The following is a 26,611-nucleotide window of genomic DNA, read 5'->3' as shown; positions in this document are numbered from 1 at the left end:
ATCGATGAATCTGACTGAACCCCGCGAACTGGCACCCTTGCTGGAAGCTTTTCTCCTGGCCTCGGGAAAACCGCAATCGCTGGAACGCCTGTTCGAGTTGTTCGAAGAGGCCGAGCGCCCTGAACCGCCAGTGTTCAAGAAGGCGCTGGAGATTCTGCGCAAGTCCTGCGACGGTCGCGCCTTTGAACTGCGCGAAGTGGCGTCAGGTTATCGCTTGCAGATCCGTGAGAAATTTTCCCCGTGGGTCGGCCGGTTGTGGGAAGAACGCCCGCAGCGTTATTCCCGCGCGATGCTGGAGACCATGGCGCTGATTGCCTATCGCCAGCCGATCACCCGGGGCGAAATTGAGGATGTGCGGGGCGTTGCAGTCAACAGCCATATCGTCAAGACGCTGCTGGAGCGCGAGTGGATCCGCATCGTCGGCTACCGCGACGTGCCCGGCAAACCGGCGATGTTCGCCACCACCAAGGTGTTCCTCGATCACTTCAACCTGAAAAACCTCGACGACCTGCCACCGCTTGCCGAATTGCGCGAGATGGAAGCCGAGCCGGTGCTCGACTTCGACGACGCGCCGGTGCCGGCCAGCCTGCAGGAATTGGCCGACGCCACCGCCGAGCCGGAAGAGCCGAAGGACGAAACCAGTTTCCATACCTTGCTGCTTGAGCTGGATGATATGGAGCAGGGCATCAAAACTGACTTTGATGACTTGCTGCGTGATGGCGCGGCTGAGCCGCAAACCCAGGTGAACGTTGAGGGTGAGGCGCAAGTCGAACCGGAACCGGAACCGGAACCGGAACCGGAACCGGAAGACATCCTCGGCGTGGCCGAAGCTCGTGAAAAGCTCCTGGCCGCTGTTGCCGCCCTTGAACAGCCGCCGCTGAGCGACGAGGAAGACGAAGCCCGGGCGCTGGCGCAAGCCATTGAGGCCGAACGCCGACAGTTCGAGGACTGACCTGCTCTCCCAGACACTGGAAACCCTGTGGGAGCTGGCTCCCAGGGAGGATTCAAATGAGTTCCACCAAAGACCCTTGCATCAGCATCTGCAAATTCACCGACGACATCTGTGTCGGTTGTGGCCGCAGCAAGCGCGAAATCCGCGCCTGGAAGAAGCTCGACAAAGCTGACAAACGTACCGTTTTGGCCGAAGCCGAGCTGCGCCTGCTGGCCCTGGGCGCCACCGGTCGGCGGAAAAGCAAATGACTTGGGCCTTATCGACTAGTCTGTGATGCGAAACACGCGCCATGCGCGTATGATTCGCGACCCTTTGCCGAGCTATTCGGCCAAAGCCCCGCTTTCAATACTCTTCAGGCCTCGCCTGAATCGACCCACCGGGAGGTGCTTAAGATGAACGACCAAGACCAGAACGACAGCCAGGAAATCGGCCCAGCAGGCGAAAAACTGCAAAAGGTGCTGGCGCGTATCGGCGTGGGCTCACGCCGCGACGTCGAAGCCTGGATCACCCAGAAGCGCATCAAGGTCAATGGCGTCGAGGCTACCCTCGGCCAGCGCGTCGACCTGCACGATGCAATCACCATTGATGGCAAGGTCATCAAGCGTGAAGAGGCTGCCGAATCGGTGCGCCGCGTGATCATGTACAACAAGCCCGACGGCGAGATCTGCACCCGTGACGACCCGGAAGGCCGTCCGACCGTGTTCGACAAGATGCCCAAGCCCAAAGAAGGCCGCTGGATCAACATCGGCCGCCTGGACATCAACACCACCGGCTTGCTGATGTTCACCACCGACGGTGAGCTGGCCAACCGCTTGATGCACCCGTCCTACGAGATGGACCGTGAGTACGCTGTGCGTGTACGCGGCGAAGTCGATGACGAGATGATTGAACGCCTCAAGGCTGGCGTGGTGCTGGAAGACGGCCCGGCCAAGTTCACCGACATCAAGCAGGCACCCGGTGGTGAAGGTTTCAACCACTGGTATCACTGCGTGGTGATGGAAGGCCGTAACCGTGAAGTCCGTCGCCTGTGGGAGTCCCAGGGCCTGGTGGTCAGCCGCCTGAAACGCGTGCGTTTCGGCCCGGTATTCCTGAACTCCGACCTGCCGATGGGCCGCTGGCGCGAAATGAGCCAGTACGAAGTCGACATCCTCAGCGCCGAAGTTGGCCTGACGCCCGTGGCCATGCCGCAGATGAACGCCAAGAGCAAAGACAAGCTTGAGCGCATGCAGCGTAAATCCTCGCGTCCTGTGGCGCGGACCGAGCGTGTTGCCCGCACCTTGCGCCCGGCGCTGAATGCGCCGGCAACCGGTGGGCGTATCTCCCGCGAGCCGCACATCGAAGGCGAGCGTCGCCCAACCGCGCCATCGCGTCAGGAAGGCGAGCGTGCACCGCGCACTCCGCGTCCTGCCCGTGGTGAAGCACCGAGCGGTGGCCGTAGCAACCGTGGTGAAGCGGACCGCCCAGCGGACAACGCCAGCACCAAGCGCCCGGCCAAGCCAGCGGCGAACAAACGCCCTGGTCCGAAACTGGTCGCCGACGAGCCGTCGGGCAAGCGCCGTGGCGCGCCGGCAGGTTCGGGTCAGCGTCCGGGTTTTGGTCGCAAGAAGCCGCAGTGATTTAACCGCAGCATAAAAAACGCCAACCTTAGGGTTGGCGTTTTTTTTGGCTCTGAAATTTGGTAACCCAATCAAGTGTGGGAGCTGGCTTGCCTGCTATGCGGGCACCTCGGTTTCCCAGGCAAACCGCAGTGATGTTATCGCAGGCAAGCCAGCTCCCACAGGTATCCGCCTTGTTTCAGAGTGGTGTGTTTAGAACGCAAATCTGCCATCAAACACTGGCTTGTCATCCAGCGCCAACACGCCACTGGCGAATATCAGATCCAGGTGATGACTACCCTTTTGCCCGCCACCCAAGCCCAGGTGCAGGCCGCAGTGGCGCTCCTCGAAGCCGGCATTGCGCGCATACAAGTCTTTCACGCCTTCATTGGTGCCAATCCCCAATTCCTCCACGCGCCGGTTGGACGGGTTGGCATTCAGATATTTATTGAAATCATCCGCCAGCCCCGGCACGTCGCTGGCCACGCTGCAAACCGTCGAGTTCTCGATCCACAGTTCCAACGGTGATTGCAGCACGCCGTATTTGCGTGCAAACGGAATGGTGCTGAGGAAGGTGCCAACAAACCGCACCTGGCCGTTGATGGCCTCGCTGTGGGTGGCGATTTCGCCCGGTGCCAGGTCGTGGTTGCCGACCCCGTTGATATTGGTCCACTTCTTGATGCTGCTCAGCGGCGCCTCAAGGCGGGAGCCGTGTTTGTCGGTAAAGCTCAGCACGTTGGCCTGGGACATGCGCCGGATCAGCGTAGCGTTGAGGTCGGCGATGCGCTGCGGCTCGACGCTGAAGGTGTCGTAGAAATAGTCGCCATAATCCTTGAACAGCAGGGATTTCTTCCAGTGTTCGGCCATCACGCCTTGCAGGGCGCGAATAAAATCCGGGCCTTCGGCACGTGGGTTGGGCAGGGTCGAAGAGTCATACAGAAACAGGTACAGGTCACAGGTTTCGATGGCGTGGGCCAGGGTGTCGCTGGGCGTCAAGTCCAGCCGTTGGCATTGGAAATTGAAGCGTGCGGCGCTGCTATGGGTGATTGCTTCGGCGATGGCGTCGTAGCGCTCGGTATGGCCCAGCAACACCGTAGGGCGGCTCAGGCCGTTGAGTGCCGGATGGTGCGCAAGGTAGTAAAGAAAGTGTTCGACGGCGCGGGCCTTGTCCATGACGGGTGTCCTTCTGTGCCTTGGGTAAGGGGGCAGGTGCCGTGCACAGCACCTGCCGGATGCCTGCCGGGTGTTAGAAAGGCCACATCGCGGTGCCAAAGGGCACAACGGCATCGGCTTGCATCATTTCAACGGCGGCCTCATGGGTCGGCGCTTCAAACCAATCGTCGAGTTGCAGTTCGGTTTCCAGGTCGTTTTCCAGTGCTTGCATGGTGTTTCTCCTAGAGGACGTTGTTTGAGAACGGCTTGCCAACGGGCTTCGCTGGCAAGTGAAAGAACCTAGGAGAGAGTGTTTGAAAATGCAAAATATTTATTGACACGGTTTCATTTGGATTTTTTCTTCTGTTTTTTCGGTGTGTTTCTTTATCGAGAAAAAACAGCCAATTGGCTGAACCGATTCTTCAGACGCTTGCCACTGACGGTTTTCCGTTAACCGACGAAAAAGTCTGGCTGTAACGCTGGGTTTCCGGGGTGTAACGATAGTTTTACGGGTTTGCCCAGGCATTGCGCAGTGCCGTCCCGCTGTAAGGATTAGCTGACAGTTTGTCGCGTGCACCCTGTTGGGGCGTGCTGAAGCTGTTGAGCGGTGTACAATGCGCCGCGTTTTACTGTGACCCCCTTGCGTATCTACGCATAAGGCCAAGACCTCAGGGTTTACCCACCCTGATCACTCCGTTCGGCCACGAGTCGGACGGGTTCGATTTCGTCACAGATAAAAACAAACAGGTGACGCATGACCGTTAGAAAGACGCTGTACTCCTGGTGCCTGCGCTGGGGTTTGAGCGGCGCTGCTTGAGTCGGTAATTCAAGGCAGCAACCTGCATTCGACATTCTCAAACCTTGCGTGAGACCCTTTTCATGAGTGGACCCCAATCTTCTTCAGGCGAGCTGAAACGCGGCCTGAAAAATCGGCATATCCAGTTGATCGCCCTCGGTGGCGCCATCGGCACCGGCCTGTTCCTGGGCTCGGCCGGCGTGCTCAAATCCGCCGGCCCGTCGATGATCCTGGGTTATGCCATCTGCGGCTTCATCGCCTTCATGATCATGCGCCAGCTCGGCGAAATGATCGTCGAAGAGCCGGTCGCCGGTTCCTTCAGCCACTTTGCCCACAAGTACTGGGGCGGTTTCGCCGGCTTCCTGTCGGGCTGGAACTGCTGGATTCTGTACATTCTGGTGGGCATGTCGGAGCTGACTGCGGTCGGCAAGTACGTGCACTACTGGTGGCCGGAGATCCCGACTTGGGTTTCGGCGGCGGCGTTCTTCGTGTTGATCAACCTGATCAACCTGGCCAACGTCAAAGTCTTCGGTGAGGCCGAATTCTGGTTCGCGATCATCAAGGTCGTGGCCATCGTCGGCATGATCGCCCTGGGCAGCTATTTGCTGGTCAGCGGCAGCGGCGGCCCGCAAGCGTCGGTGAGCAACCTGTGGGACCACGGCGGGTTCTTCCCCCATGGCGTCGGCGGTTTGGTGATGGCCATGGCGATCATCATGTTCTCGTTCGGCGGCCTGGAAATGCTTGGCTTTACCGCCGCCGAGGCCGACCAGCCCCGTACGGTGATCCCCAAGGCGATCAATCAGGTGATCTACCGCATCCTGATTTTCTACATCGGCGCCCTGGTGGTGCTGTTGTCGCTGACGCCGTGGGACAGCCTGCTGGCGACTCTTAACGCGTCCGGCGATGCCTACAGCGGCAGCCCGTTCGTGCAGGTGTTCTCGATGCTGGGCAGCAACACCGCCGCGCATATCCTCAACTTTGTGGTGCTGACGGCGGCATTGTCGGTGTACAACAGCGGCACCTACTGCAACAGCCGCATGCTGCTGGGCATGGCTGAGCAGGGCGACGCGCCCAAGGCACTCGCCAAAATCGACAAACGCGGCGTGCCGGTGCGCTCGATCCTCGCATCGGCGGCGGTCACCCTGGTGGCGGTGTTGATGAACTACTTCATCCCACAACACGCACTCGAGTTGTTGATGTCGCTGGTGGTTGCCACTCTGGTGATCAACTGGGCGATGATCAGCTTCTCGCACTTCAAGTTCCGCCAGCACATGAACCGCACCGGCCAGGTGCCGTTGTTCAAGGCGCTGTGGTATCCGTATGGCAATTACATCTGCCTGGCGTTCGTGGTGTTTATCCTGGTGATCATGCTGATGATTCCGGGGATTCAGGTGTCGGTGTTCGCAATCCCGGTGTGGGTAGCGTTTATGGCGGTGTGTTACTGGATCAAGAACAAGCGCAGTGCTGAAGCCACATTGGCCACGGCGGGTGCAGCGCTGAAGTAAGCGACGCTCCATCCGTGATTAATACCCCTCTATTGAGGGGTATTTTTTTGCGATGAGATTTATCGGCTGTTTGCAATAACGCCACTCATGTAGTCGTTCAAGTCGCGAAAATCCTTGACGCTCCAGGCATGCGGCGCAACCTTCACACCATTGTCTTGCAGGGTTTTGGGGATCAGGTTGCCATTGGGGCGAAGGATCACCGAAGACACAATAACGCCCGGATAATCCGCCAGCCGTTTTTTGAAAGCAGGTGTGGTGAGGTCCGGCGTGGGCGGGCTGCTTTTCCTGGCCAATGGCCCGCTGGCCTTGAGGTCTGGGCCGTGGCACATGGCGCATCGCTGTGAATACAGGTTTTTGCCGTTGGCAGTGTCTGCAAAGGACAGTGACGTTTGAATGAGTGATAAAGTGCCGAGCACAGTGATGAATAGCCTTTTCATGGTCCTGCGTCCTTGTTGTTTATGTGGTTGTCGCCCGTTGCCTAAGGTTTTTGATTGATGCTGGTAATTTCCAACAACGTGCACTTGCCCGATGCCGAGATCGAGTTGACCGCCATTCGCGCCCAGGGCGCCGGTGGGCAGAACGTCAACAAGGTGTCGAGCGCGGTGCACCTGCGGTTTGATATCCCGGCTTCATCGCTGCCGGAGTTTTACAAGGAGCGTTTGCTGGCACTGCGTGACAGTCGTATCACCAGTGAAGGCGTGCTGGTGCTCAAGGCCCAGCAGTACCGCACTCAGGAACAGAACCGCGCCGATGCGCTGGAGCGCCTGGTGGAGTTGATCCTCAGCGCCACCAAGGTCGAAAAAAAGCGCCGCCCGACCAAACCCACCCTGGGGTCGAAAAAGCGTCGACTGGAATCCAAGACCAAGCGCGGCAGCATCAAGGCCGGGCGTGGCAAGGTCGACTTCTAGGCGCCTCTCGCCTCGCGGGCCTTCGGTGCTTGCCGGTACAAATACACACTCAACAGTAGGCCACCGACGGCAGCCAGGGCAGCAAACAGGAAGATCGACGCAAAGCCGAAGCCTGCCGCCACCGCCCCGGCCAGTGGGCCGGTGATACCCAATGACAAGTCGATAAACAGCGAATAAGCCCCCACCGCCGCGCCACGGCTGGAGGCCGGCACCAGGTTGACGGCTTCTACGCCCAGTGCTGGAAACACCAGCGAAAAGCCAAACCCGCTCAACGCCGCACCGGCGAGCGCCCATTGCGCGTCGGGTGCCAGCCACAGCAACAGCAGGCCGAGAGCCTCTACCGACAGGCAGGCAATCGCCACACGGAAGCCGCCGATCCGGTTGATCAAATTGCCGAACAACAGGCGCGCGCCGATAAAACTGGCGCCGAACAGGCTCAATGCCCACACCGCGTTGTCCCAACTCTGGGTGGTGTAATACAGCGTGATAAACGTCGCGATAGTGCCAAAGCCGATCGAACCCAATGCCAGGGCGCAGCCGTGTGGCAGCACGCGGCCCAGCACATTCATGAAGGGCAGGCGCACGCCGGCCACAATTGGCGCGGCTTCCTTGTTCCAGGCCAGCAGCACGCCGAGCACCGCCAGCAGGATGATGCTGACGCCCATGCTCCACAGCCCCAAGTGGCTGACCAGCAGCACACCCAGCGGTGCACCGATGGCCAGCGCGCCATAGCTGGCGATGCCATTCCACGAGATAACCTTGGCCGTGTTGGCGGCGCCGACCCGGCCGATGCCCCAGCCGATGGCGCCAGAGCCCACCAGGCTTTCCGCGCTGCCCAGCACCAGCCGGCCAATCAGCAGGCTGATCAGGCTGACGCCCGGAAGGCTGGAAAACCACGCAGCCAGCAACATGAACACGCCGCTCAGGCCGCAACCGACCAAGCCGATCAGCACCGCGCGCTTGCTGCCCAGGTTATCGATGATTTTGCCGGCATACGGACGGCTCAGCAGGGTGGCCAGGTATTGCACGCTGATCACCAAGCCCGCGATGACCGCGCCATAGCCCAGTTGGCTGTGCACATAGCCCGGCAATACGGCCAGGGGAATGCCGATGTTGAGGTAGCCGATAAAGGTAAACAGCACGATAGAAACGACTTGCAGCGTGACCGCCATGGGGCGCTGGGTATCTGGCATGGGGGAAGTCCACCGTCGCAGCAGGTAAAGATAGGCTGCTAATGATACCGATGCTTTGGCTTGTGCAGGGCGGTAAAAAGCAAAACGTCAGCGCAAAAAAACCTCAGGCTTGAGGCGGGGCCAGCATTTGCGTGGTCACCAGGGCGGCCAGGGCGTTTTCCTGGGTACCGAAACGCTTGAGCAACAGGGCTTGTTTGTCGGCGCTGAGGCGGTTCCAGACTTCGATCATCTGCAAGGCAGCGTCCAGTACTGCGGCGTCCGGGGTGTCGGGGAGGGTGTCGGTCATGGCGGGGGTCTCGATGATTCAGGCAGTGTGGAAAGCGCTTGAAGTGCGCTTTCCACACGGTCTGGTACGGCGTCAGTCCTGGCGTTTGCTGTCGACTGGTTTTGCTTCTTTGGCCTCAGACTGTTTATCACTGGCCTGCTGCGGTGTTGGCTGCTCAGTTGGGTGCAGGCTTGGGAAGGGGAGATTAGGTATCTCGTGCATCGTCGTCGCTCCTCGCAAGATCTGTTTTATCAATCGCAGGTGATTCCGCGCTCTCAAAAAGCCTTGGCAGGATACAGCACTGAAAATGACAAAAAGAATTTTATGTGGGTGGATGTACGAATTTTAATTATCTTACGCAAGTGGCATGGGGTCGCAGGCTCGGTGGCTGGGGGTGTGTTGGGTTTGGGGGCATATCCGTTATTTGGGTGATGGCTGAGTAGGGTTCCGCTCTTACAGCGGGTCACTTTTGGAAAGACCCAAAAGTAACCAAAAGGTCTTCGCCCCAACACTCGGTGCCTCGCTGTGGCTCGGCATGCCCGCAATCCGACAGTGATTTGGGGGGCCGCCGCCACGCGCCATCCATGGCGCGGGGCGGCTAAACCGGCATCCCTGCCGGTTTACCCCCCAAATCCCTGTCGAATTCCGGCCATCGTGTTTAACGGGGCGATTTCAGATCAAGATCAAAAGCGCAGATCAAAAGACCGCTGACTTCGTCAGCGAAAAGGATGTAAGAGCCAGAGCAACAGCAACAGCAGAGCCATACTCGGTCTAATGTGGGAGCTGGCTTGTCGAATCGTCGCACCGCTGCTATGGCATCAACTCGTTGTACCTGATGTACCGAGGTGTCTGCATCGCAGGCAAGCCAGCTCCCACAGAGAAGCAGCTCTTCAGTGCATGCAAATCCGCAGCCGACCTCATATTTAAAACTACATGCGGTCAACTGTGGGAGCGGGCTTGCTCGCGAATGCGGTGGGTCATTGACAGATGAATCAACTGACACACCGCTTTCGCAAGCAAGCCCGCTCCCACATTTAGACTGTGTTGCATCAGGTAGATAGGTTTTTGCCTTGCACTTGATCTGGCTTTTGATTCAACCACTCAGGTCGGCTACTAGGCCGCCGTGCTCTGCTTTTGATCTTGATCTGCTTTTGATCTGAGGCGCCCCGTCAACCACGATGGCCGAACGCAGGCTTGAATCCGTGGGTAACCCGGCAGGACGCCGGGTTAGCCGCGCTGGGCCAAGGATGGCCCATCGCGGCGGCCCACGGATTCAAGCCGGAGTGCGGGCACACCGAGCCACAGCGAGGTGCCGAGTGGTGGGGCGAAGACTTTTTGGTTACTTTTGGGGCGTTTGCCAAAAGTGACCCGCTGTAAGAGCGGAACCATAGGCCGCCGTTACCGCAGCAACGGATATGTACTCAGCAGCCCCCCCCGAAATTCAAAAAAACCCACAAACACCTCAAAAAGGTACCTTCCCCAAAATCATGTCGCGATACATCACAAAATCCCCCAACAAACTGTAGAACGGATGTTGAAACGTCGCCGGACGGTTCTTTTCGAAGAAGAAGTGCCCAATCCAGGCAAAGGTGTAGCCGGCGACCGGCAGGGCCAGCAGCAACCCCACTGAGCCACGGCCAATGGCATAGGCCAGAATCCCAATCACCAAGGTGGTGCCGATAAAGTGCAGGCGCCGGCAGGTGCTGTTGGCATGCTCACTCAAGTAGTAAGGGTAAAACTCAGCGAAGCTGTTAAATTTCTTGACGTTTTCCACAGTGATCGGCCCTGGGCTGGAGATGCCGCCCAACAGGTGTTCGGCGGGGAGCTTATTTGAGTCTAGAGTGATCAGTGGTAACAGCCAGTGACAATAGATGCCACTTTAGTATCCTTGGCTTCCTGGCTGCCGTTTAAGCCTGCTTTTTTCAAGAAGACGCCATGAGCGAACGAACAACTTCTGCAAGCTGGGCAATGGGCATCGTCAAAGCGTTGGAAATGGACGGCCTGGATTGCCGTGTCCTGTTCAAGCAGTTGGGCCTGGACTACGCCGCCCTCAGTGACCCTGATGCACGTTTTGCGCAAGACTCCATGACCCGGCTGTGGCAGCGCGCTGTCGAGTTGTCAGGCAACCCCGCGATCGGCTTGAACATGGGCAAGGTGGTGCGCCCGGCGTCGTTTCATGTGGCCGGTTACGCCTTGATGTCCAGCAACACCCTGGCCGAAGGTTTTATGCGCCTGGTGCGTTACCAGCGCATCATCGCCGAAAGCGCCGACCTGAGTTTTCGACTGCTGCCTGAAGGTTATGCGCTGATTCTGACGGTGCATGGCGATCACCTGCCGCCTACCCGACAAAGCGCCGAAGCCTCGTTGGCCAGTGCCCTGGCCCTGTGCGGCTGGCTGACCGGCCGCACCCTGCAGCCGCGCAAGGTGGTGCTGCAAGGCGATCAACCGGCCGACCTGGCGCCCTATAAGCAGGCCTTCCACGCGCCGATGGAGTTCAATGCGCCTTACGATGCACTGATTTTCGAGCAGGCCGACATGGATGCGCCGCTGCCCACCGCCAATGAGGCCATGGCGTTGCTGCATGATCGATTTGCTGGCGAATACCTGGCACGTTTTTCCGAGAGCCGCGTGACCCACAAGGCGCGCCAGGTGCTGTGCCGCTTGCTGCCCCAGGGTGAGCCCAAGCGTGAAGTGGTGGCACAAACCCTGCACCTGTCCCAGCGCACGTTGCAGCGGCGTTTGCAGGAGGAGGGCACCAGTTTCCAGACGCTGCTTGACGACACGCGCCGCGAGCTTGCCGAGCAGTACCTGGCGCAGCCGAGCATGACCTTGCTGGAAATCGCCTACCTGTTGGGTTTTGCCGACCCGAGCAATTTCTTCCGCGCATTCCGCCGCTGGTTCGACGTCACGCCCGGCGAATACCGGGCGCGGTTGCTGCAGGCATCGACGGTCAGTGGCGCCAAAACGCCGGAATGCACAGAACAAACACGGTAATAATCTCCAACCTTCCCAGCAGCATGCCCAATGACAAGATCCACTTGGCCGCATCCGGCAGGCTGGCGAAATTACCGGCGGGGCCGATGGTTTCGCCAAGGCCCGGGCCGACGCCGGACACGGTGCTGGCGGCGCCGGTCAGCGCGGTCATCCAGTCCAGCCCCAGCAGCGACAGGGCCAGGGCGATGGCGCAGATGGTGATAGCGAAGAAAAACGAAAAGGTCAGGATCGAGCGCACGATCTCTTCGTCGAGACGGTGGCCGTTGTACTTCTGCTTGATCACCGCCCGTGGATGGATCAACTGATTCAAGTTGGCCTTGAGCAGGATATAGGCGACCTGGAAGCGGAAGATCTTGATCCCGCCCGCCGTCGAGCCCGAACAGCCGCCAATAAAGCCCAGGTAGAAGAACAGCATCAGCGAGAAGTTGCCCCACAGGCTGTAGTCCCCCAGCGCAAAGCCGGTTGTGGTCACCACCGACGTCACGTTCAGGGCGACATGGCGCAGGGCATCCAGCCAGTGCAGGTTGGTCGTCCACCAGTACCAGGTGCCGAGTACCAGCCATGTCACGATCAGCAAACCGAGCAAGCCTTGTACCTGCTGATCCTTGATCAGCGCCCGGCGGTTGCCGCGCAATGTGGCTACATACAGGGTGAACGGCAAGCTGCCGAGGATCATCACCACCACCGCCACCCAGTGCACCGCAGGTTGTTTCCAGTGGGCCAGGGATTCATCGGAGGTGGAAAACCCGCCGGTGGAAATCGCTGACATCGCGTGGTTGATCGCATCAAACAAGCCCATCCCGGCCCACCAGAACGCCAGGCTGCCCAGGATGGTGATGCCGACATACGCCGCCACGATCAGGCGCGCCACCATGTGCGAGCGCGGCATGACCTTTTCCGAGCGGTCCGAGGATTCGGTCTGGAACAGGCGCATGCCACCAATGCGCAGCAGCGGCAGGATCGCTACCGCCATGCCGATAAAGCCGATCCCGCCCAGCCAGTGCAACAGCGAGCGCCACATCAGGATGCCAGGGGACATGCTGTCCAGCCCGCTCAGTACGGTGGAGCCGGTGGCGGTGATGCCCGACATGCTTTCAAAGAACGAGTCGGTATAGCTGATGTGCTGGGTCAGCAAAAACGGCAGCGCGGCGAAGATGCACACCACCAGCCAGCTGGTGACGGTCAGCAGGTACATGTCCCGGGGGCGCAGGTGCACGTGTTCTGGGCGGCCAGGGATGACCAGCGCCAGGCCGGCCAGGAAGGTGATCATGCTGGCCCACAGGAACGAGGGCAGGTCGCTGGTGCGTTCGAAGATCACCAGGGTGGCCATCGGGACGACCATGGCGATCGCGAGGGTGATCAGGAAGATGCCGATGATGAAACCGATGATGCGTAGGGTCGGCAACGCCATGAAGAAAGCTCGGGTTTGAGAGAGTGGCGCCATTCTACCTGCGGTGCGGGTCTTGTAAACCGGGGTGTACGAGGCGAAGCAGTTCGACTGTGGGAGCTGGCTTGCCTGCGATGGCGACCTGTCAGCCACCCATCTGTAGCAGACCTGGCGCTATCGCAGGCAAGCCAGCTCCCACAGTGGGTATGGGAAGGGGGAGCGCGCACAAAAAAGGCGACCCGAAGGTCGCCTTATTCAGCGCAGGATCAATCAGAACTCGTGATCAGCGTTATCCGGGTTCAAATCACTGATGCCCAGCTTGCCCGCGGCGGTTTCGATCGCGGCGGTTTGCTTGACCAGTGCGGCAATCGCGTCACGCACGATCTGGTTGCCTTTGTCGTTACCGGCAGCGATCAGTTGGTCGTAGTGCTCACCGGCGTTGGCCTGGTCAACCATGACCTGGATCTTCGCCTCGGTCGACGCCAAGTCGGCCTTGAGCGCCGAGTCGGCGGCTGGATCGGCCTTGGCCACCAGCGACGACAGGCTTGCGCCGGTCATCTTGGTGCCGTCGGTGCGGGTGTACTCACCCAGGTAGACGTTGCGGATGCCCTTGGCGTCGTAGAAGTGCGAGTTGTGGGTGTTGTCGCTGAAGCAATCCTGTTCGTCTTCCGGCGAGTTGGCTTCCAGGGAAACCTTCATGCGCTCACCGGCCAGCTCGCCCAGGGACAGGCTGCCCATGCCGAACAACATTTTGCGCAGGCCGTCGGTGGCAGGTTCTGCCTCCAGGGTGGCGCGGTAGTTGTCGTCGACCTTGGGTTTCCAGTTGCCGACCATTTCTTCCAGGTCGCTGACCAGCAGTTGAGTCACGGCGCGCAGGTAAGTGCGACGGCGCTCGTTGTTGCCACCGGTGGCACCGTCGCCGGTCATGTAGTCGGAGGCCGGGCGGTTGCCCGCGCCTGGGCCGGTGCCGTTGAGGTCCTGGCCCCAGAGCAGGAATTCGATGGCGTGGTAGCCGGTGGCGACGTTGGCTTCGGAGCCGCCCAGCTCATTGAGGCTGGCAAGTTTTTCCGGGGTGATTTCCTTGACGTCGACCTTGTCTTCACCCACCTGGATCTCGGTGTTGGCGATGATGTTGGCATTGGCGCCCGGGTTACCCAGCGCGTGCTCGTAGGATTTGTCTACGTAGTCGATCAGGCCTTCGTCCAGGGGCCAGGCGTTCACCTGGCCTTCCCAGTCGTCGATGATGGTGTTGCCGAAGCGGAACACTTCACTTTGCAGGTAGGGCACACGGGCGGCGACCCACGCGGTGCGGGCGGCTTTGAGGGTGTCGTCGTTCGGGTTGGCGAGGAAGGTGTCGATCGCGGTTTGCAGGGTCTTCGCGGTGGATTCGGCGTCGCTGTACACCGCGAACACCATGTCGGCGTAATGCGCGACAACGGCCTTGGCAGCTGCTTCGTCGACCTGGCCGGCAGGCGTGGCAGCCGCTGGAGCGGTAGTGCTGGCGGCCGGGGTCGGCGCTTGAGGCGCGGCGGCCTTGTCTTTACCTTCGCCGCAACCGGCGAGAGAAATGGCAATGGCCAGCAGACTGGCGGTGGCCAGGGGCATACGAATCATGGCGAACATCCTGCTTCGGTTGTTGATAGGGCGCGCGGGGAAGCGCAAAAACTGCGACATAATGCGAAAGATTTGCATTTTGTGTAAAGGTTTATGCGAGGGAAATATTTGGAATCGATTTGCCGGTTCAGAGAATCGCCGCGTTGTTGCGCTCGGACTGTTTCAAAAATGCCGCCAGCTCACGGGCCTGCAGCGGTTTGCTGTAGTGGTAGCCCTGGCCCTCATGGCAACCTTCGGAAATGATATAGGCCTCCTGCTCGGCGGTTTCCACGCCTTCGGCAATCACCTGCATGCCGAGGCTTTTGCCCAGTTGGATGATGGCGCGCACGATGGTTGCGTCGTCGTCATCATCCAGCAGGTCCTGGACGAAGCTCTTGTCGATCTTGATCTTGTCCAGCGGCAGGCTTTTCAGGTAGCTGAGGGATGAATAGCCGGTGCCGAAGTCATCAATCGCGATCAAGGCCCCGGAGCGGCGCAGGCTCAGCAGGTGCTGGGCGGCGGTGCTGATGTCTTCCATCAGGCCGGTCTCGGTCACTTCCAGCTCCAGGCTGCGTGGCGGCAGGCGGTAGATTTGCATCAGGTTGTTGACCACGCGTGGCAACTCGGTGTGGTGCAACTGCACGGTGGACAGGTTGACCGCCATGCGCAGCTCGGTGAAGCCCAGGTCATGCCATTCACGCAACTGCCGGCAAGCCTGGTCCAGCACCCATTCGCCAATCGGAATAATAGTGCCGTTCTGCTCCGCCAGCGGGATGAACAAGTCCGGCGGCACCAGGCCGTGTTCCGGGTGCTGCCAGCGAAGCAATGCCTCTACGCCCACCACGCGATGGTCGAGGTAGCTGATCTGCGGTTGGTAGACCAAGTGGAACTGCTCGCGACTCAGGGCATCGCGCAGGTCTTTTTCCAATTCCCGACGCCGGCGCATCTCGCTGTCGACACTGGCGATATAGAACTGATAGCGGTTGCGCGAGCGGCTCTTGGCCAGGGTCATGGTCTGTTCGGCTTTTTGCAGCAGCTTTTCGGTGCTGTCGCCGTCTTCCGGGAACAGGGTGATGCCGATGGTGGCGCGCAGGCGAATCTGGTCCTGGTCGAGGGCGAACTCGGCTTCCAGGTCATCAAGGATACTTTGCGCCAGCTCGGCGGCTTCGTAAGGCTGGTCGATATCGGCCTGCACCAGCGCAAACTGGTCGCCGCCCAAGCGGGCGAGGGCGCCGAGGCGGCCGCTGTGGGCGCGCAGGCGGTCGGCCAGGGCCAGCAGCAATTTGTCGCCGGCCTGGTAGGTGAACTGTTCGTTGACGCTTTTGAAGTCATCCAGCCCTACGCACAGCACCGCCACCCGGCGCTGGCGACGGCCGGCGTCGGTGAGGATCTTGTCCAGTTGCTCCTGCAGCTTCTGACGGTTCGGCAGGCCGGTAAGAAAGTCGTACTGGGCCATGCGCAACAGGCTCGATTCGGCCTCATGCCGCAAGTGCGTATTGCGTTCGATGGACTCGAGCAACTGGTTGGCGGTGTTGATCCACAGCCCCAGTTCGTTGCGTTCATGGCCCTTGAGCTGGGGGATCTTGTGTTCGCTGGGGCGGTCGGGGTTGATCGAGGTTAAATGCTCGATAATCCTCGACAACGGCTTGGTCAGCAGCCAGTGATACACCAGGTACAGCACCAGGCCCATGGCCAGGGCACGCAGCACGCCGGAAATAAAGATGATTACCGAGCTGACAATAAAACCTTTGCCGTAGGTGGCAGTGTCGAGGGTGATACTCAGGTCGCCGTAATACTCGCTATAGGGGCCTTTGCCGACCAGCGCAGTCGTAAAGGTGCGTTCCTGGCCAAGAATCAGATCGGTCAACCAGCGTGTGGGGGACTGCTGCAAGGCGCGGCTTTTTTCCGCCAGCATGGTTTCATTGGGGTGGCCGATGGAGGCCATGCGCACGGCGTCGTCCTGAAACAGGCCTTCGATCACTTGCATGCCCATCTCGCGGTCCAGGCTGTAGACTGCCTGGGTCGAGGGGTCGCGAAACATGTCGAGGATCCGCTGCGCGTCACCGGCCACGGCCTGCCGCGTCTTATAGGCATCAAACACGATCTGCGCCACGCTCAGCGCCACGCCCACGATCAATGCCGAGAGCAGCACAACCCGTAGCAACTTCACCGACAAGCTGTTTTTGAGTTCCAGCTTCAAAGGGTCATTCCTTGTTCCATGCGGGCGGCCTCAATATGCCATGAGTATTGGCAATCTCGTGATGGCAGTCAAAGGGACATTGCGGCTAAGGCGCCTGGAGGCTGTGGAGGGAATGCCTGGAAGGAAGAGGGCGATGATATCCATCGCCCTCGGGGACCGCGCAGGAAAGGAAGGGAACGCCTTCGATATCCCGACATCGAGTGTTGCGGGCTTACTTTGATTGAGCGTTCGTTTACTTATTTGAACGTGATCTGATGCTCGTGCTTCTGGTGGGTATCCCCGCCGATTTTACCTTGGGCCCCATTGGCGGCCTGACTGGCGGAATTAACCAGTTTACCCAGCAGGTCCATACCTTTACCCAGCAGGTCCATGCCTTTGCCTGCGAGTGGCAACACTGAAGAAACGGCTGACATACCCATCGATAACGGATCCATTGCGGACTCTCCTACAGGATGAAATGAGAGAGTTATTTCTCTCGATTGCTGGGTGGCCAATTCCGTTTAGTGAGTTCCACACTTCCTGTATTAATTTCATTTTTCATCGGCCACAAAAAAGCCCGGCAATGGCCGGGCTCTTTCTACTGCAAGCGTTGCTTAAGCAGTAAAGGCCTTGCCTTCAAACTGCTCAGCCACGAACTTCCAGTTGACCAGGTTCCAGAACGCTTCCACATACTTTGGACGCACGTTGCGGTAGTCGATGTAGTAGGCGTGTTCCCACACGTCGCAGGTCAGCAGCGGGGTGTCGCCGCTGGTCAGCGGGTTGCCGGCGCCGATGGTGCTGGCCAGGGCCAGGGAACCGTCAGCTTTTTTCACCAGCCAGCCCCAACCGGAACCGAAGGTGCCGACGGACGTCTTGGTGAACTCTTCCTTGAACTTGTCGAACGAACCGAAGGCAGCGTTGATGGCTTCAGCCAGCGCGCCGGTCGGTTGGCCGCCGGCGTTTGGCGCCAGGCAGTTCCAGTAGAAAGTGTGGTTCCAGACCTGAGCGGCGTTGTTGAAGATGCCGCCCGAAGAAGACTTGACGATTTCTTCCAGGGTCTTGCCTTCGAACTCGGTGCCAGGCACCAGGTTGTTCAGGTTCACGACATAGGTGTTGTGGTGCTTGTCGTGGTGGTACTCCAAGGTTTCCTTGGAAATGTGCGGCTGCAGGGCATCGTGTGCATAAGGCAGCGGCGGCAATTCGAAAGCCATGATGATTCTCCTAATCAGGTCAGTTGCGGTGAGCGCAAGGCCGATCACGGGCGGCCAAACAAGCGCCGGGGAGTTTGTACTCTTTGCGGCGCAGGGTCCGGATCATAGCACCGGGGGTGCGGCAAAACCACGCAACAACTGTGTGGGATAGAGGTTCCAGAGCGTTTTGGAATATTCACCCGGCACTGATCAATTGGTAGGCGACGCTGAACATCATCACCGCAACCAGAAGGTCGAGCAGACGCCAGGTCGCCGGGCGCGCCAACCAAGGCGCCAACCATGCCGCGCCGAGTGCCAGGGTGGCGAACCACAGGAACGAAGCGCTGGCAGCACCGGCGACATAGGCGCCGGGCTCGGTTTGTTGTGCGCCCAGTGAGCCGATCAGCAGCACGGTGTCCAAATACACATGGGGGTTGAGCAGCGTTACCGCCAAGGCACTGAGCAGCACGGCGCGCAATGAGCGCACCTTGAGGTTGGCGCCTTGTTCCAGGCTTTGCCGGGAAAATGCCCGACGCAACGCCAAGGTGCCGTACCACAACAGGAACGCCGCGCCGCCCCAGCGAGCAATGCCCAGCAGCAGCGGGTTTTGCGCCAGCACGGTAGCCAGGCCAAATACCCCGAGCGCCACCAGAACTGCATCACACACGATGCACAGCGCCGCCACCGGCAAGTGATGTTCACGGCGCAGGCTTTGCGCCAATACAAACGCGTTCTGGGTGCCGATCGCCATGATCAGCCCGAGAGCCACCAGCAGCCCGTTTACGTAGCTTTGCCACATGGTCATTACTCCGCGTTTGCTGCCAGTTGGCGCAATACATCCATGGCCCGCTCGGCATCGGCGCGGCCGACGAACAGGTGGTCGTGATAAAACCCGGCAATCACGTTGCAACTGATACCGGCGCTGCCCAGCGCACTGGCGAACGCGGCCGTGAGGCCCACGGCTTCAAGGGCCGAATGCACGTTCAGGGTGATCCAGGCGGCCACATAGTCGAAGGCCAGCCCGGCGTGTTCCGCTTGCTGACGCTCCACAATCAGGGTCAAACCTTCCTGCTCGCGAAAGCTGCCGATGATCTCGCAACCTGCCGGGATACGTGAGTCGGGCAGGGTGCAGAACACGTAGTCGCCTTCGTTTAGATGAGGGCTCATGCTGCGCAGCAGGGTTGTCAGCGCGGTTTCGCCAGCCATGTGTGGTTTCCTTTAATAAAGAGAAGCAATGCTGGTCATTCTCCCGGCCCAGGCTGTATAAGAAAAACCAATATTGCTGATCGCTCATTAGAGAAACTGATGTTCGACTATAAATTGCTTTCCGCCTTGGCGGCCGTGGTGGAGCAGGCCGGCTTCGAGCGTGGCGCCCAGGTGCTGGGGCTTTCGCAGTCGGCGATTTCCCAGCGCATCAAGTTACTGGAGGCGCGTATAGGCCAACCGGTGCTGGTGCGGGCCACGCCACCTACACCCACCGACATCGGGCGGCGTTTGCTCAACCATGTGCAACAGGTGCGCTTGCTCGAGCGCGACCTGCAAAGCCAGGTGCCGGCGCTGGACGAGGAGGGCATGCCCGAGCGCCTGCGCATCGCCTTGAACGCCGACAGCCTCGCCACCTGGTGGGCCGAGGCCGTCAGCGACTTTTGCGCCGAGCAGCATTTGTTGCTGGACCTGGTGGTAGAAGACCAGACCGTGGGCCTTAAGCGCATGCGCGCCGGTGAAGTGGCTGCCTGTATCTGCGCCAGCGAACGCCCGGTGGCCGGGGCGCGCAGCATGTTGCTCGGTGCCATGCGCTACCGTGCGTTGGCGAGCCCTGCATTCATAACGCGGCATTTTCCTGAAGGCGTGCGTGCCGATCAGTTGGCACGCACGCCGGCGCTGGTGTTCGGCCCGGATGATTTCCTGCAGCACCGCTACCTGGCCTCTCTGGGCGTGGACGGCGGTTTCGAGCACCATTTGTGCCCGTCCTCCGAAGGTTTTATTCGCCTGACCGAAGCCGGGCTGGGTTGGGGCCTGGTCCCGGAACTCCAGGTACGCGACCAGCTGGAAACCGGCGAATTAGTCGAGTTGTTGCCAGATAAGCCCATCGACGTGCCGTTGTACTGGCATCATTGGCGCAGTGGCGGGCAATTGTTGGGGCTGCTGACCGATCATCTGGCCCAGGCCTGTGGCCAATGGTTGGTGCCGTTGGACTGATGGCGTGCGTCAAGGCAACAGCGATGAAAAACGAAAGAACATGGGGTAACAAATGAAAATTCTGGTCACCGGCGCAAGCGGCTTCATTGGCGGGCGTTTTGCGCGTTTCGCCCTGGAGCAGGGCCTGGACGTGCGGGTCAACGGGCGGCGCGCCGAAGGTGTGGAGCACCTGGTAAGGCGTGGCGCCGAGTTTATCCAGGGTGATCTCAATGATGCCGACCTGGTGCGCGAGCTGTGCCGCGGTGTCGAAGCCGTGGTGCATTGCGCCGGGGCCGTCGGGTTGTGGGGCAAGTACCAGGACTTCCACCAGGGCAATGTGCTGGTCACCGAAAACGTCGTCGAGGCCTGCCTCAAGGAGCGTGTCGGGCGTCTGGTGCACTTGTCGTCGCCGTCGATCTACTTTGATGGCCGCGACCATCTGGGGCTGACCGAGGAGCAAGTGCCCAAGCGCTTCAAACATCCGTATGCCGCCACCAAGTACCTGGCGGAACAGAAGGTGTTCGGCGCCCAGGAGTTCGGCCTCGAAGTACTCGCGCTGCGCCCGCGTTTTGTCACCGGGGCGGGCGACATGAGCATCTTCCCGCGCTTGCTTAAAATGCAGCGCAAGAACCGCCTGGCCATTGTCGGTGACGGTTTGAACAAGGTCGATTTCACCAGCGTGCATAACCTCAATGAGGCGCTGCTCAGCAGCCTGCTCGCCACCGGCTCGGCCTTGGGCAAGGCCTACAACATCAGCAATGGCGCGCCGGTGCCGGTGTGGGATGTGGTCAATTACGTGATGCGCCAGATGGACATGCCCCAGGTCACCCGGTATCGGTCTTACGGTTTGTCCTACAGCGTGGCGGCGCTGAACGAGGCATTCTGTGCGATGTGGCCGGGGCGCCCGGAGCCGTCGTTGTCGCGTCTGGGCATGCAGGTCATGAACAAAGATTTCACCCTGGACATCAGCCGCGCCAGGCATTATCTCGACTACGAGCCCAAGGTCAGCCTGTGGACGGCGCTCGATGAGTTCTGCAGTTGGTGGAAAGCTCAGGATCCGGGGCTGAAATAAGCTCACAACCAGCAACACATCGGGAACCGAATTCAGGCTTCCGGGTCGACCAATGCGGCGCGAACGGGGTTTATACTCCGCTCGCTCGGCTATTGCGGTCGCCATCTCACCGATTCAGGGTTGATTCATGCGTAACGATGCCAAAGACGATTTCGACAACGTTCCCAGCCTGCGGGCCGACATCGGGGACGATGATGATTTCGAGCCGACTCCCGCCACCTCCGTGCGCTCGCGCACAACCAAGGTGGTCAAGGTCAAGAGCGCCAGCACCGGCCCACTGTGGGCCCTGGTCGGCGCGCTGCTGATCGCCTTCGCCGGCCTGGCCTGGTGGAGCTTCCAGCAGATTTCCCTGATGGGCCAGCAGTTGGTCGCCACCCAGGAAAGCTTTGCGCGCATCAGCGAAGAAGCGGCGGGGCGCCTGCAGGACATTTCCGGCAAGGTGGTGGCCAGCGAGGCCAACGTCAACAACGGCAGCGAAGCCCTCAAGGTGCAGATCAAGCAGTTGGAAACCCAATTGCTGGAGCAAGGCAAGCAGCAAGTCGGCGTGGCCGGGCAGGCGACTGAACTCGACCAACGCCTGGCACAGATGAGCGCCAGCACCACCGAGTTGTCGAGCGCGAATGCCAGGCTCCAGGGCCAGGTGCAGGCGCTGACCGAGGCCGTGGCCACGCTCAAGGCGGCGCAGGGTGACATCAAGGACCTGTCCGCTGACGTCGCTGCCCTGAAGAAGCAAGGCAACCCGAGCGCAGCCATCGCCCGTCTGGAACAAGACCTGCTAGTGCTTAAAAGCGCGCAGGAAAACCAGCTCGCCAACAGCGATGCGCCGACCAATAAAGAGTTCGACGTGTTCCGCATCCAGACCACGCGTAACATCACCACCTTGCAGAGCCAGGTTCAGAACCTTAACCAAAAGCTCAACGCGCCCGCGCGGGTCACCCCACTGGGCCAATGATCGTTGCCGCCATGGACGCTCCGCGCCCCGCTATCGGGCTGTGCATGGGTGCGCAGAGCACCACGGGATGCATGACCACGCGGAGCGTAGGAACGATCGAAACGATCGAATGTCACCAGATGGTGACATTTCACCTCCCCTTCGTTACTTGCCCGTCCCTCGCCCTTGTTTAGACTCCGGTCATCCCACAAAAACTAAAAAGGGCTACCCATGACCATGCAACCACTGCCTGCCAGCAGTTGGCTGAACGCACCTGCCCATCACGCCTGGCTCGCCAGTGAAGGCCAACGCCTGCTGGCGTTCGCCAAAGCTTCACGCCTGCCGGACGGCTTCGGCAACCTTGACGACAAAGGCCAGCTGCCGGCCGACGCCCACGCCGAAACCATGAACACTGCGCGCATGACCCACAGCTTTGCCATGGCCCACGCCATGGGTTTGCCGGGTTATGCCGACCTGGTTGCCCATGGTGTTGCCGCCCTCAGTGGCCCCTTGCGCGACAGTGGGCACGGCGGCTGGTTCGCCGCGCCCAACGCCCTGGATGGCAACCGTGGCAAAGCCGCTTACCTGCATGCTTTTGTTGCCCTGGCTGCCAGCTCTGCCGTGGTGGTCGGTGCGCCCGGTGCACAAAACCTGCTCAACGACGCCGTGCATATCATCGACCAGTTTTTCTGGAGCGAGGAGGAGGGCGTGATGCTCGAGTCCTTCGCCCAGGACTGGAGCGGCGTCGAAGCGTATCGCGGCGCCAACAGCAACATGCACGCCACCGAAGCCTTCCTGGCACTGGCCGATGTCACCGGTGAAACACGCTGGCTGGACCGCGCGCTGCGCATTGTCGAGCGCGTTATCCATACTCATGCCGCCGGCAACCAGTTCATGGTGATCGAGCATTTCGACACGCACTGGCAACCCTTGCTCGGCTACAACGAAGACAACCCTGCCGATGGCTTCCGCCCGTATGGCATCACCCCCGGCCATGGTTTCGAATGGGCACGGTTGGTGCTGCATCTGGAAGCCGCACGCCTGCAAGCCGGGCTGGCCATACCGGACTGGCTGGTGACCGACGCCCGTGGCCTGTTCGCCAGCGCCTGCGAATACGCGTGGGCCGTGGACGGCGCTCCCGGCATTGTCTACACCCTGGACTGGAACCATCAACCGGTGGTGGGCGAGCGCTTGCACTGGACCCACGCCGAAGCCAGCGCGGCGGCCCAGGCCTTGCTCAAGCGCACCGGCGAGCTGCATTACGAAACCTGGTATCGGCGCTTCTGGGAGTTCTGCGAAACCCGGTTTATCGACCGTATCAACGGCAGCTGGCACCACGAACTCAGCCCGCACAACCAGCCCAGCAGCAAGATCTGGGGTGGCAAGCCGGACCTGTACCATGCCTGGCAAGCGGTCGTACTGCCGGTACTGCCTTTGGCACCGAGTATGACCAGTGCGTTGGGCCAAGGGTGTTATGTCACCAAGTGGTGACATTTGTGCGTCCCTTTGTTACCTGCGCGCCAAAAATCCATGTTTAAACTCCGTGCAGCGCAAGCTCCAGACTTGCATGCATAACAACAAGAAAAGGTATTCAGATGAACGCGATTAATCGCCTCGCCGTTGCTATTTCCATTGCCTCGTTGTTTCCCCTCAGTGCATTTGCCGCCGACTCGAAAGGGACGGTTGAAGTTGTGCATTGGTGGACCTCCGGCGGTGAAAAAGCAGCAGTGGACGTACTGAAGGCTCAAGTTGAGAAAGATGGCTTCGTCTGGAAAGACGGTGCCGTAGCCGGTGGCGGTGGCGCCACTGCAATGACTGTGCTGAAAAGCCGCGCAGTCGCGGGTAACCCGCCCGGCGTTGCCCAGATCAAAGGCCCGGACATCCAGGAATGGGCGTCCACTGGCTTGCTCGACACCGACGTGCTCAAAGACGTCGCCAAAGAAGAAAAGTGGGACTCGCTGCTCGACAAAAAAGTCTCCGATACCGTGAAGTACGAAGGTAACTACGTTGCCGTACCGGTCAACATTCACCGCGTTAACTGGCTGTGGATCAACCCGGAAGTCTTCAAGAAAGCCGGTATCACCAAAAACCCGACCACCCTCGAAGAATTCTACGCAGCCGGCGACAAGCTCAAAGCTGCAGGCTTCATCCCGCTCGCCCACGGTGGCCAGCCTTGGCAGGACAGCACCGTATTCGAAGCGGTCGTTCTGTCGGTGATGGGTGCTGATGGTTACAAAAAAGCCTTGGTTGACCTGGATAACGACGCGCTGACCGGCCCGCAAATGGTCAAGGCCCTGACTGAGCTGAAAAAAGTCGCGACCTATATGGACGTCGACGGCAAAGGCCAGGACTGGAACCTGGAAGCCGGCAAAGTCATCAACGGCAAGGCCGGCATGCAGATCATGGGTGACTGGGCCAAGTCCGAGTGGACTGCCGCCAAGAAAGTCGCCGGCAAAGACTACGAGTGCGTAGCCTTCCCGGGCACCGACAAAGCCTTTACCTACAACATCGACTCCCTGGCAGTGTTCAAGGTTAAAGACAAAGGCACCCAGGAAGGTCAGAAGGACATCGCCAAAGTCGTGTTGGGCGAAAACTTCCAGAAAGTCTTCAGCATCAACAAAGGCTCGATCCCGGTTCGTACCGACATGCTCAATGAAATGGACAAGCTCGGTTTCGACTCCTGCGCCCAGACCGCTGCCAAAGACTTCCTGGCGGACGCCAAATCCGGTGGCCTGCAGCCAAGTATGGCCCACAACATGGCCACTACCCTGGCGGTACAAGGTGCGTTCTTTGATGTCGTGACCAACTACATCAACGACCCGAAAGCCGACCCGGCCGACACCGCCAAGAAACTCGGCGCTGCGATCAAGTCTGCCAAGTAACGGTTAGCACGGCTGGTCCTTGTGAGGGGAAACCCCCTGACCCCTCACAAGGCTTGCTTCTGTAGTCTTTTTTCCCTGTACTGGATTTTCCCATGAGTTCTGTTGCTGTGTTCAGCAAGGCCTCGCCGTTCGATGCGCTACAGCGCTGGCTCCCTAAACTGGTGCTGGCACCGAGCATGTTCATCGTACTGGTGGGCTTCTACGGCTACATCCTGTGGACATTCGTGCTGTCGTTCACCACGTCCACGTTCCTGCCCAGCTACAAATGGGCCGGTCTTGCGCAATACGCGCGGTTGTTCGACAACGACCGTTGGTGGGTGGCGAGCAAGAACCTGGCGCTGTTCGGCGGGATGTTTATCGGCATCACTTTGGTGATCGGCGTGACGCTGGCGATTTTCCTCGACCAGAAGATCCGCCGCGAAGGTTTTATCCGCACCATTTACCTGTACCCGATGGCGCTCTCGATGATCGTGACCGGTACGGCCTGGAAATGGCTGCTCAACCCGGGCATGGGCCTGGACAAACTTCTGCGTGACTGGGGCTGGGAAGGCTTCCGTCTCGACTGGCTGATCGACCCTGAACGCGTGGTGTACTGCCTGGTGATTGCCGCTGTGTGGCAAGCCTCGGGCTTCATCATGGCGATGTTCCTGGCCGGCCTGCGTGGCGTTGATCAGTCGATCGTGCGCGCCGCCCAGATCGACGGTGCCAGCCTGCCGCGTATCTACTGGAGCGTGGTGCTGCCAAGCCTGCGCCCGGTGTTCTTCAGTGCGGTGATGATCCTGGCGCACATCGCGATCAAGAGCTTCGACCTGGTAGCGGCCATGACCGCCGGCGGCCCGGGCTACTCGTCCGACCTGCCGGCGATGTTCATGTACTCGTTCACCTTCAGCCGTGGCCAGATGGGCATGGGCTCGGCCAGTGCAATCCTGATGCTCGGCGCGATCCTCGCGATCATCGTGCCTTACCTGTATTCCGAGCTGAGGACCAAGCGCAATGACTAGTCTCGCCTCCAAACCTGCCATCAGCCTGAGTCGCATCGCGATCTACGCGGTGCTGATCCTCGCCGTGCTGCTGTACCTGGTGCCGCTGGTGGTGATGCTGCTGACCAGCTTCAAAACCCCGGAAGACATCAGCACCGGCAACCTGCTGAGCTGGCCGACCGTCGTCACCGGCATCGGCTGGGTCAAGGCCTGGGCCACTGTTGACGGCTACTTCTGGAACTCGATCAAGATCACCGTTCCGGCGGTACTGATCTCCACCGCCATCGGCGCGTTGAACGGCTATGTGCTGTCGTTCTGGCGCTTCAAAGGTTCGCAACTGTTCTTCGGCCTGCTGCTGTTCGGCTGCTTCCTGCCGTTCCAGACCGTGCTGCTGCCGGCGTCGTTCACCCTCGGCAAGATGGGCCTGGCCAGTACCACCACGGGCCTGGTGTTTGTGCACGTGGTCTACGGGTTGGCGTTTACTACACTGTTTTTCCGTAATTACTACGTGAGCATTCCTGACGCGCTGATCAAGGCGGCACGGCTGGACGGTGCAGGATTCTTCACCATCTTCCGTCAGATCATTCTGCCGATGTCGACGCCGATCATCATGGTCTGCCTGATCTGGCAGTTCACCCAGATCTGGAACGACTTCCTGTTTGGTGTGGTGTTCTCCAGCGGCGACTCGCAGCCCATTACCGTGGCGCTGAACAACCTGGTCAACACCAGCACCGGGGCCAAGGAATATAACGTGGATATGGCGGCGGCGATGATCGCCGGGCTGCCGACCCTGCTGGTCTATGTGATCGCAGGCAAGTATTTCGTGCGCGGCCTTACGGCCGGCGCGGTCAAGGGGTAA

At 60.0% G+C, this 26,611-nt stretch carries 26 protein-coding genes; 13 read left to right on the top strand and 13 right to left on the bottom strand.

The annotated features are described in order from the left end of the window. Window positions 1-4: 4 nt before the first annotated feature. The 3 genes from scpB to rluB all read left to right on the top strand — a co-directional run bounded on the left by scpB (window position 5) and on the right by rluB (window position 2,568). Window positions 5-952: an SMC-Scp complex subunit ScpB gene (gene scpB, locus PSH96_RS22715; protein WP_305455222.1), complete on the top strand. Its 948-nt coding sequence runs from the start codon at window positions 5-7 to the stop codon at window positions 950-952. A 56-nt stretch (window positions 953-1,008) separates the two neighbouring features. Next, window positions 1,009-1,200 (top strand): DUF1289 domain-containing protein, encoded by a 192-nt coding sequence (locus PSH96_RS22710; RefSeq protein ID WP_016973229.1) that lies wholly within the window; start codon window positions 1,009-1,011, stop codon window positions 1,198-1,200. A 144-nt stretch (window positions 1,201-1,344) separates the two neighbouring features. Then, window positions 1,345-2,568 carry a 23S rRNA pseudouridine(2605) synthase RluB gene (rluB, locus tag PSH96_RS22705; protein WP_017139164.1) on the top strand — a complete coding sequence of 408 codons (1,224 nt, stop codon included), beginning with the start codon at window positions 1,345-1,347 and terminating at the stop codon, window positions 2,566-2,568. Window positions 2,569-2,760: 192 nt separating this feature from the next. On the opposite strand, the gene PSH96_RS22700 is transcribed toward rluB, so the two are convergent. Together PSH96_RS22700 and PSH96_RS22695 are read right to left on the bottom strand one after the other, a co-directional pair. After that, entirely contained in the window at window positions 2,761-3,720 is a 960-nt protein-coding gene (locus PSH96_RS22700) for a leucyl aminopeptidase (RefSeq protein WP_305455218.1), read from the bottom strand. A 73-nt stretch (window positions 3,721-3,793) separates the two neighbouring features. Beyond that, entirely contained in the window at window positions 3,794-3,931 is a 138-nt protein-coding gene (locus PSH96_RS22695) for a hypothetical protein (RefSeq protein ID WP_003175756.1), read from the bottom strand. Window positions 3,932-4,578: 647 nt separating this feature from the next. Here PSH96_RS22695 and PSH96_RS22690 point away from each other — a divergent pair. Further along, window positions 4,579-6,000, top strand: a complete 1,422-nt coding sequence (locus PSH96_RS22690; RefSeq protein ID WP_305455216.1) for an amino acid permease — start codon at window positions 4,579-4,581, stop codon at window positions 5,998-6,000. Window positions 6,001-6,059: 59 nt separating this feature from the next. Here the strand turns inward: PSH96_RS22690 and PSH96_RS22685 are convergent, their stop codons facing one another. Next, window positions 6,060-6,437 (bottom strand): cytochrome c, encoded by a 378-nt coding sequence (locus PSH96_RS22685; RefSeq protein WP_058422262.1) that lies wholly within the window; start codon window positions 6,435-6,437, stop codon window positions 6,060-6,062. Window positions 6,438-6,494: 57 nt separating this feature from the next. Between PSH96_RS22685 and arfB the strand changes: the two genes are divergently transcribed. Continuing rightward, a complete protein-coding gene (arfB, locus tag PSH96_RS22680) occupies window positions 6,495-6,908 on the top strand; it encodes an alternative ribosome rescue aminoacyl-tRNA hydrolase ArfB (protein ID WP_016975416.1) in 414 nt (137 codons plus the stop codon). On the opposite strand, the gene PSH96_RS22675 is transcribed toward arfB, so the two are convergent. The 3 genes from PSH96_RS22675 to PSH96_RS22665 form a co-directional block, all read right to left on the bottom strand. Next, the gene (locus PSH96_RS22675) at window positions 6,905-8,101 is read right to left on the bottom strand and encodes an MFS transporter (RefSeq protein WP_056858612.1); all 1,197 of its coding nucleotides are present in this window, start codon (window positions 8,099-8,101) and stop codon (window positions 6,905-6,907) included. The genes arfB and PSH96_RS22675 overlap by 4 nt on opposite strands. Window positions 8,102-8,204: 103 nt before the next feature. Beyond that, on the bottom strand, window positions 8,205-8,387 hold the full coding sequence (locus PSH96_RS22670; protein ID WP_017139170.1) for a hypothetical protein: 183 nt from the start codon (window positions 8,385-8,387) through the stop codon (window positions 8,205-8,207). A 1,441-nt stretch (window positions 8,388-9,828) separates the two neighbouring features. Further along, entirely contained in the window at window positions 9,829-10,140 is a 312-nt protein-coding gene (locus PSH96_RS22665; RefSeq protein WP_305460146.1) for a DUF962 domain-containing protein, read from the bottom strand. Between the two features lie 161 nt (window positions 10,141-10,301). Here PSH96_RS22665 and PSH96_RS22660 point away from each other — a divergent pair, with 161 nt between their 5' ends. Continuing rightward, the gene (locus PSH96_RS22660; protein ID WP_065930470.1) at window positions 10,302-11,360 is read left to right on the top strand and encodes an AraC family transcriptional regulator; all 1,059 of its coding nucleotides are present in this window, start codon (window positions 10,302-10,304) and stop codon (window positions 11,358-11,360) included. On the opposite strand, the gene PSH96_RS22655 is transcribed toward PSH96_RS22660, so the two are convergent. From PSH96_RS22655 to PSH96_RS22625, 7 genes are all read right to left on the bottom strand, one after another. Then, window positions 11,317-12,771, bottom strand: coding sequence for a TrkH family potassium uptake protein (locus PSH96_RS22655; protein ID WP_065930471.1), 1,455 nt, complete (start codon window positions 12,769-12,771; stop codon window positions 11,317-11,319). The two genes, PSH96_RS22660 and PSH96_RS22655, sit on opposite strands and share 44 nt — an antisense overlap. Window positions 12,772-13,017: 246 nt before the next feature. Then, window positions 13,018-14,361, bottom strand: coding sequence for an imelysin family protein (locus PSH96_RS22650; RefSeq protein ID WP_056858617.1), 1,344 nt, complete (start codon window positions 14,359-14,361; stop codon window positions 13,018-13,020). A gap of 127 nt (window positions 14,362-14,488) precedes the next feature. Beyond that, window positions 14,489-16,540 (bottom strand): bifunctional diguanylate cyclase/phosphodiesterase, encoded by a 2,052-nt coding sequence (locus PSH96_RS22645; protein ID WP_305455205.1) that lies wholly within the window; start codon window positions 16,538-16,540, stop codon window positions 14,489-14,491. A gap of 236 nt (window positions 16,541-16,776) precedes the next feature. Next, the gene (locus tag PSH96_RS22640) at window positions 16,777-16,974 is read right to left on the bottom strand and encodes a hypothetical protein (protein ID WP_305455203.1); all 198 of its coding nucleotides are present in this window, start codon (window positions 16,972-16,974) and stop codon (window positions 16,777-16,779) included. Window positions 16,975-17,133: 159 nt separating this feature from the next. After that, the gene (locus PSH96_RS22635) at window positions 17,134-17,730 is read right to left on the bottom strand and encodes a superoxide dismutase (protein ID WP_043049045.1); all 597 of its coding nucleotides are present in this window, start codon (window positions 17,728-17,730) and stop codon (window positions 17,134-17,136) included. Between the two features lie 175 nt (window positions 17,731-17,905). Further along, the gene (locus PSH96_RS22630; protein ID WP_305455200.1) at window positions 17,906-18,508 is read right to left on the bottom strand and encodes a LysE/ArgO family amino acid transporter; all 603 of its coding nucleotides are present in this window, start codon (window positions 18,506-18,508) and stop codon (window positions 17,906-17,908) included. Window positions 18,509-18,513: 5 nt separating this feature from the next. Beyond that, window positions 18,514-18,915, bottom strand: coding sequence for an ACT domain-containing protein (locus tag PSH96_RS22625; protein WP_056858621.1), 402 nt, complete (start codon window positions 18,913-18,915; stop codon window positions 18,514-18,516). Window positions 18,916-19,014: 99 nt separating this feature from the next. Between PSH96_RS22625 and PSH96_RS22620 the strand changes: the two genes are divergently transcribed. The 7 genes from PSH96_RS22620 (at window position 19,015) to PSH96_RS22590 (ending at window position 26,611) form a co-directional block, all read left to right on the top strand. Then, window positions 19,015-19,908 (top strand): LysR family transcriptional regulator ArgP, encoded by an 894-nt coding sequence (locus tag PSH96_RS22620; RefSeq protein WP_305455196.1) that lies wholly within the window; start codon window positions 19,015-19,017, stop codon window positions 19,906-19,908. Between the two features lie 52 nt (window positions 19,909-19,960). Then, a complete protein-coding gene (locus PSH96_RS22615) occupies window positions 19,961-20,959 on the top strand; it encodes an NAD(P)-dependent oxidoreductase (protein ID WP_305455195.1) in 999 nt (332 codons plus the stop codon). A gap of 127 nt (window positions 20,960-21,086) precedes the next feature. Further along, a complete protein-coding gene (locus PSH96_RS22610; protein WP_305455193.1) occupies window positions 21,087-21,911 on the top strand; it encodes an ATPase in 825 nt (274 codons plus the stop codon). Between the two features lie 210 nt (window positions 21,912-22,121). Beyond that, a complete protein-coding gene (locus PSH96_RS22605) occupies window positions 22,122-23,381 on the top strand; it encodes an AGE family epimerase/isomerase (protein WP_305455191.1) in 1,260 nt (419 codons plus the stop codon). 104 nt (window positions 23,382-23,485) lie between these two features. Beyond that, entirely contained in the window at window positions 23,486-24,772 is a 1,287-nt protein-coding gene (locus PSH96_RS22600) for an ABC transporter substrate-binding protein (protein WP_056858626.1), read from the top strand. Between the two features lie 92 nt (window positions 24,773-24,864). Continuing rightward, window positions 24,865-25,773, top strand: coding sequence for a carbohydrate ABC transporter permease (locus tag PSH96_RS22595; RefSeq protein ID WP_305455189.1), 909 nt, complete (start codon window positions 24,865-24,867; stop codon window positions 25,771-25,773). Then, window positions 25,766-26,611 carry a carbohydrate ABC transporter permease gene (locus tag PSH96_RS22590; RefSeq protein WP_058421424.1) on the top strand — a complete coding sequence of 282 codons (846 nt, stop codon included), beginning with the start codon at window positions 25,766-25,768 and terminating at the stop codon, window positions 26,609-26,611. Before PSH96_RS22595 ends, PSH96_RS22590 begins: the two co-directional genes overlap by 8 nt.

The sequence above is a fragment of the Pseudomonas sp. FP2338 genome (assembly GCF_030687515.1).
In the GTDB taxonomy this organism is placed as follows: Bacteria; Pseudomonadota; Gammaproteobacteria; order Pseudomonadales; family Pseudomonadaceae; genus Aquipseudomonas; species Aquipseudomonas salomonii.
The sequence above is the reverse complement of the archived record's forward strand: the minus strand, read 5'-3'. Positions and strand labels throughout refer to the sequence as shown.

Excerpts from the sequence above, each read along its gene's own strand:
- rluB (WP_017139164.1), top strand. The coding sequence starts at position 1,345 with ATGAACGACCAAGACCAGAACGACAGCCAGGAAATCGGCCCAGCAGGC.
- PSH96_RS22600 (WP_056858626.1), top strand. The coding sequence starts at position 23,486 with ATGAACGCGATTAATCGCCTCGCCGTTGCTATTTCCATTGCCTCGTTG.
- PSH96_RS22690 (WP_305455216.1), top strand. The coding sequence starts at position 4,579 with ATGAGTGGACCCCAATCTTCTTCAGGCGAGCTGAAACGCGGCCTGAAA.
- PSH96_RS22685 (WP_058422262.1), bottom strand. The coding sequence starts at position 6,437 with ATGAAAAGGCTATTCATCACTGTGCTCGGCACTTTATCACTCATTCAA.
- PSH96_RS22595 (WP_305455189.1), top strand. The coding sequence starts at position 24,865 with ATGAGTTCTGTTGCTGTGTTCAGCAAGGCCTCGCCGTTCGATGCGCTA.
- PSH96_RS22620 (WP_305455196.1), top strand. The coding sequence starts at position 19,015 with ATGTTCGACTATAAATTGCTTTCCGCCTTGGCGGCCGTGGTGGAGCAG.
- PSH96_RS22655 (WP_065930471.1), bottom strand. The coding sequence starts at position 12,771 with ATGGCGTTGCCGACCCTACGCATCATCGGTTTCATCATCGGCATCTTC.
- PSH96_RS22640 (WP_305455203.1), bottom strand. The coding sequence starts at position 16,974 with ATGGATCCGTTATCGATGGGTATGTCAGCCGTTTCTTCAGTGTTGCCA.
- PSH96_RS22710 (WP_016973229.1), top strand. The coding sequence starts at position 1,009 with ATGAGTTCCACCAAAGACCCTTGCATCAGCATCTGCAAATTCACCGAC.
- PSH96_RS22675 (WP_056858612.1), bottom strand. The coding sequence starts at position 8,101 with ATGCCAGATACCCAGCGCCCCATGGCGGTCACGCTGCAAGTCGTTTCT.
- scpB (WP_305455222.1), top strand. The coding sequence starts at position 5 with ATGAATCTGACTGAACCCCGCGAACTGGCACCCTTGCTGGAAGCTTTT.
- arfB (WP_016975416.1), top strand. The coding sequence starts at position 6,495 with ATGCTGGTAATTTCCAACAACGTGCACTTGCCCGATGCCGAGATCGAG.
- PSH96_RS22625 (WP_056858621.1), bottom strand. The coding sequence starts at position 18,915 with ATGGCTGGCGAAACCGCGCTGACAACCCTGCTGCGCAGCATGAGCCCT.
- PSH96_RS22615 (WP_305455195.1), top strand. The coding sequence starts at position 19,961 with ATGAAAATTCTGGTCACCGGCGCAAGCGGCTTCATTGGCGGGCGTTTT.
- PSH96_RS22635 (WP_043049045.1), bottom strand. The coding sequence starts at position 17,730 with ATGGCTTTCGAATTGCCGCCGCTGCCTTATGCACACGATGCCCTGCAG.
- PSH96_RS22605 (WP_305455191.1), top strand. The coding sequence starts at position 22,122 with ATGACCATGCAACCACTGCCTGCCAGCAGTTGGCTGAACGCACCTGCC.
- PSH96_RS22700 (WP_305455218.1), bottom strand. The coding sequence starts at position 3,720 with ATGGACAAGGCCCGCGCCGTCGAACACTTTCTTTACTACCTTGCGCAC.
- PSH96_RS22630 (WP_305455200.1), bottom strand. The coding sequence starts at position 18,508 with ATGTGGCAAAGCTACGTAAACGGGCTGCTGGTGGCTCTCGGGCTGATC.
- PSH96_RS22610 (WP_305455193.1), top strand. The coding sequence starts at position 21,087 with ATGCGTAACGATGCCAAAGACGATTTCGACAACGTTCCCAGCCTGCGG.
- PSH96_RS22660 (WP_065930470.1), top strand. The coding sequence starts at position 10,302 with ATGAGCGAACGAACAACTTCTGCAAGCTGGGCAATGGGCATCGTCAAA.
- PSH96_RS22590 (WP_058421424.1), top strand. The coding sequence starts at position 25,766 with ATGACTAGTCTCGCCTCCAAACCTGCCATCAGCCTGAGTCGCATCGCG.
- PSH96_RS22650 (WP_056858617.1), bottom strand. The coding sequence starts at position 14,361 with ATGATTCGTATGCCCCTGGCCACCGCCAGTCTGCTGGCCATTGCCATT.
- PSH96_RS22670 (WP_017139170.1), bottom strand. The coding sequence starts at position 8,387 with ATGACCGACACCCTCCCCGACACCCCGGACGCCGCAGTACTGGACGCT.
- PSH96_RS22695 (WP_003175756.1), bottom strand. The coding sequence starts at position 3,931 with ATGCAAGCACTGGAAAACGACCTGGAAACCGAACTGCAACTCGACGAT.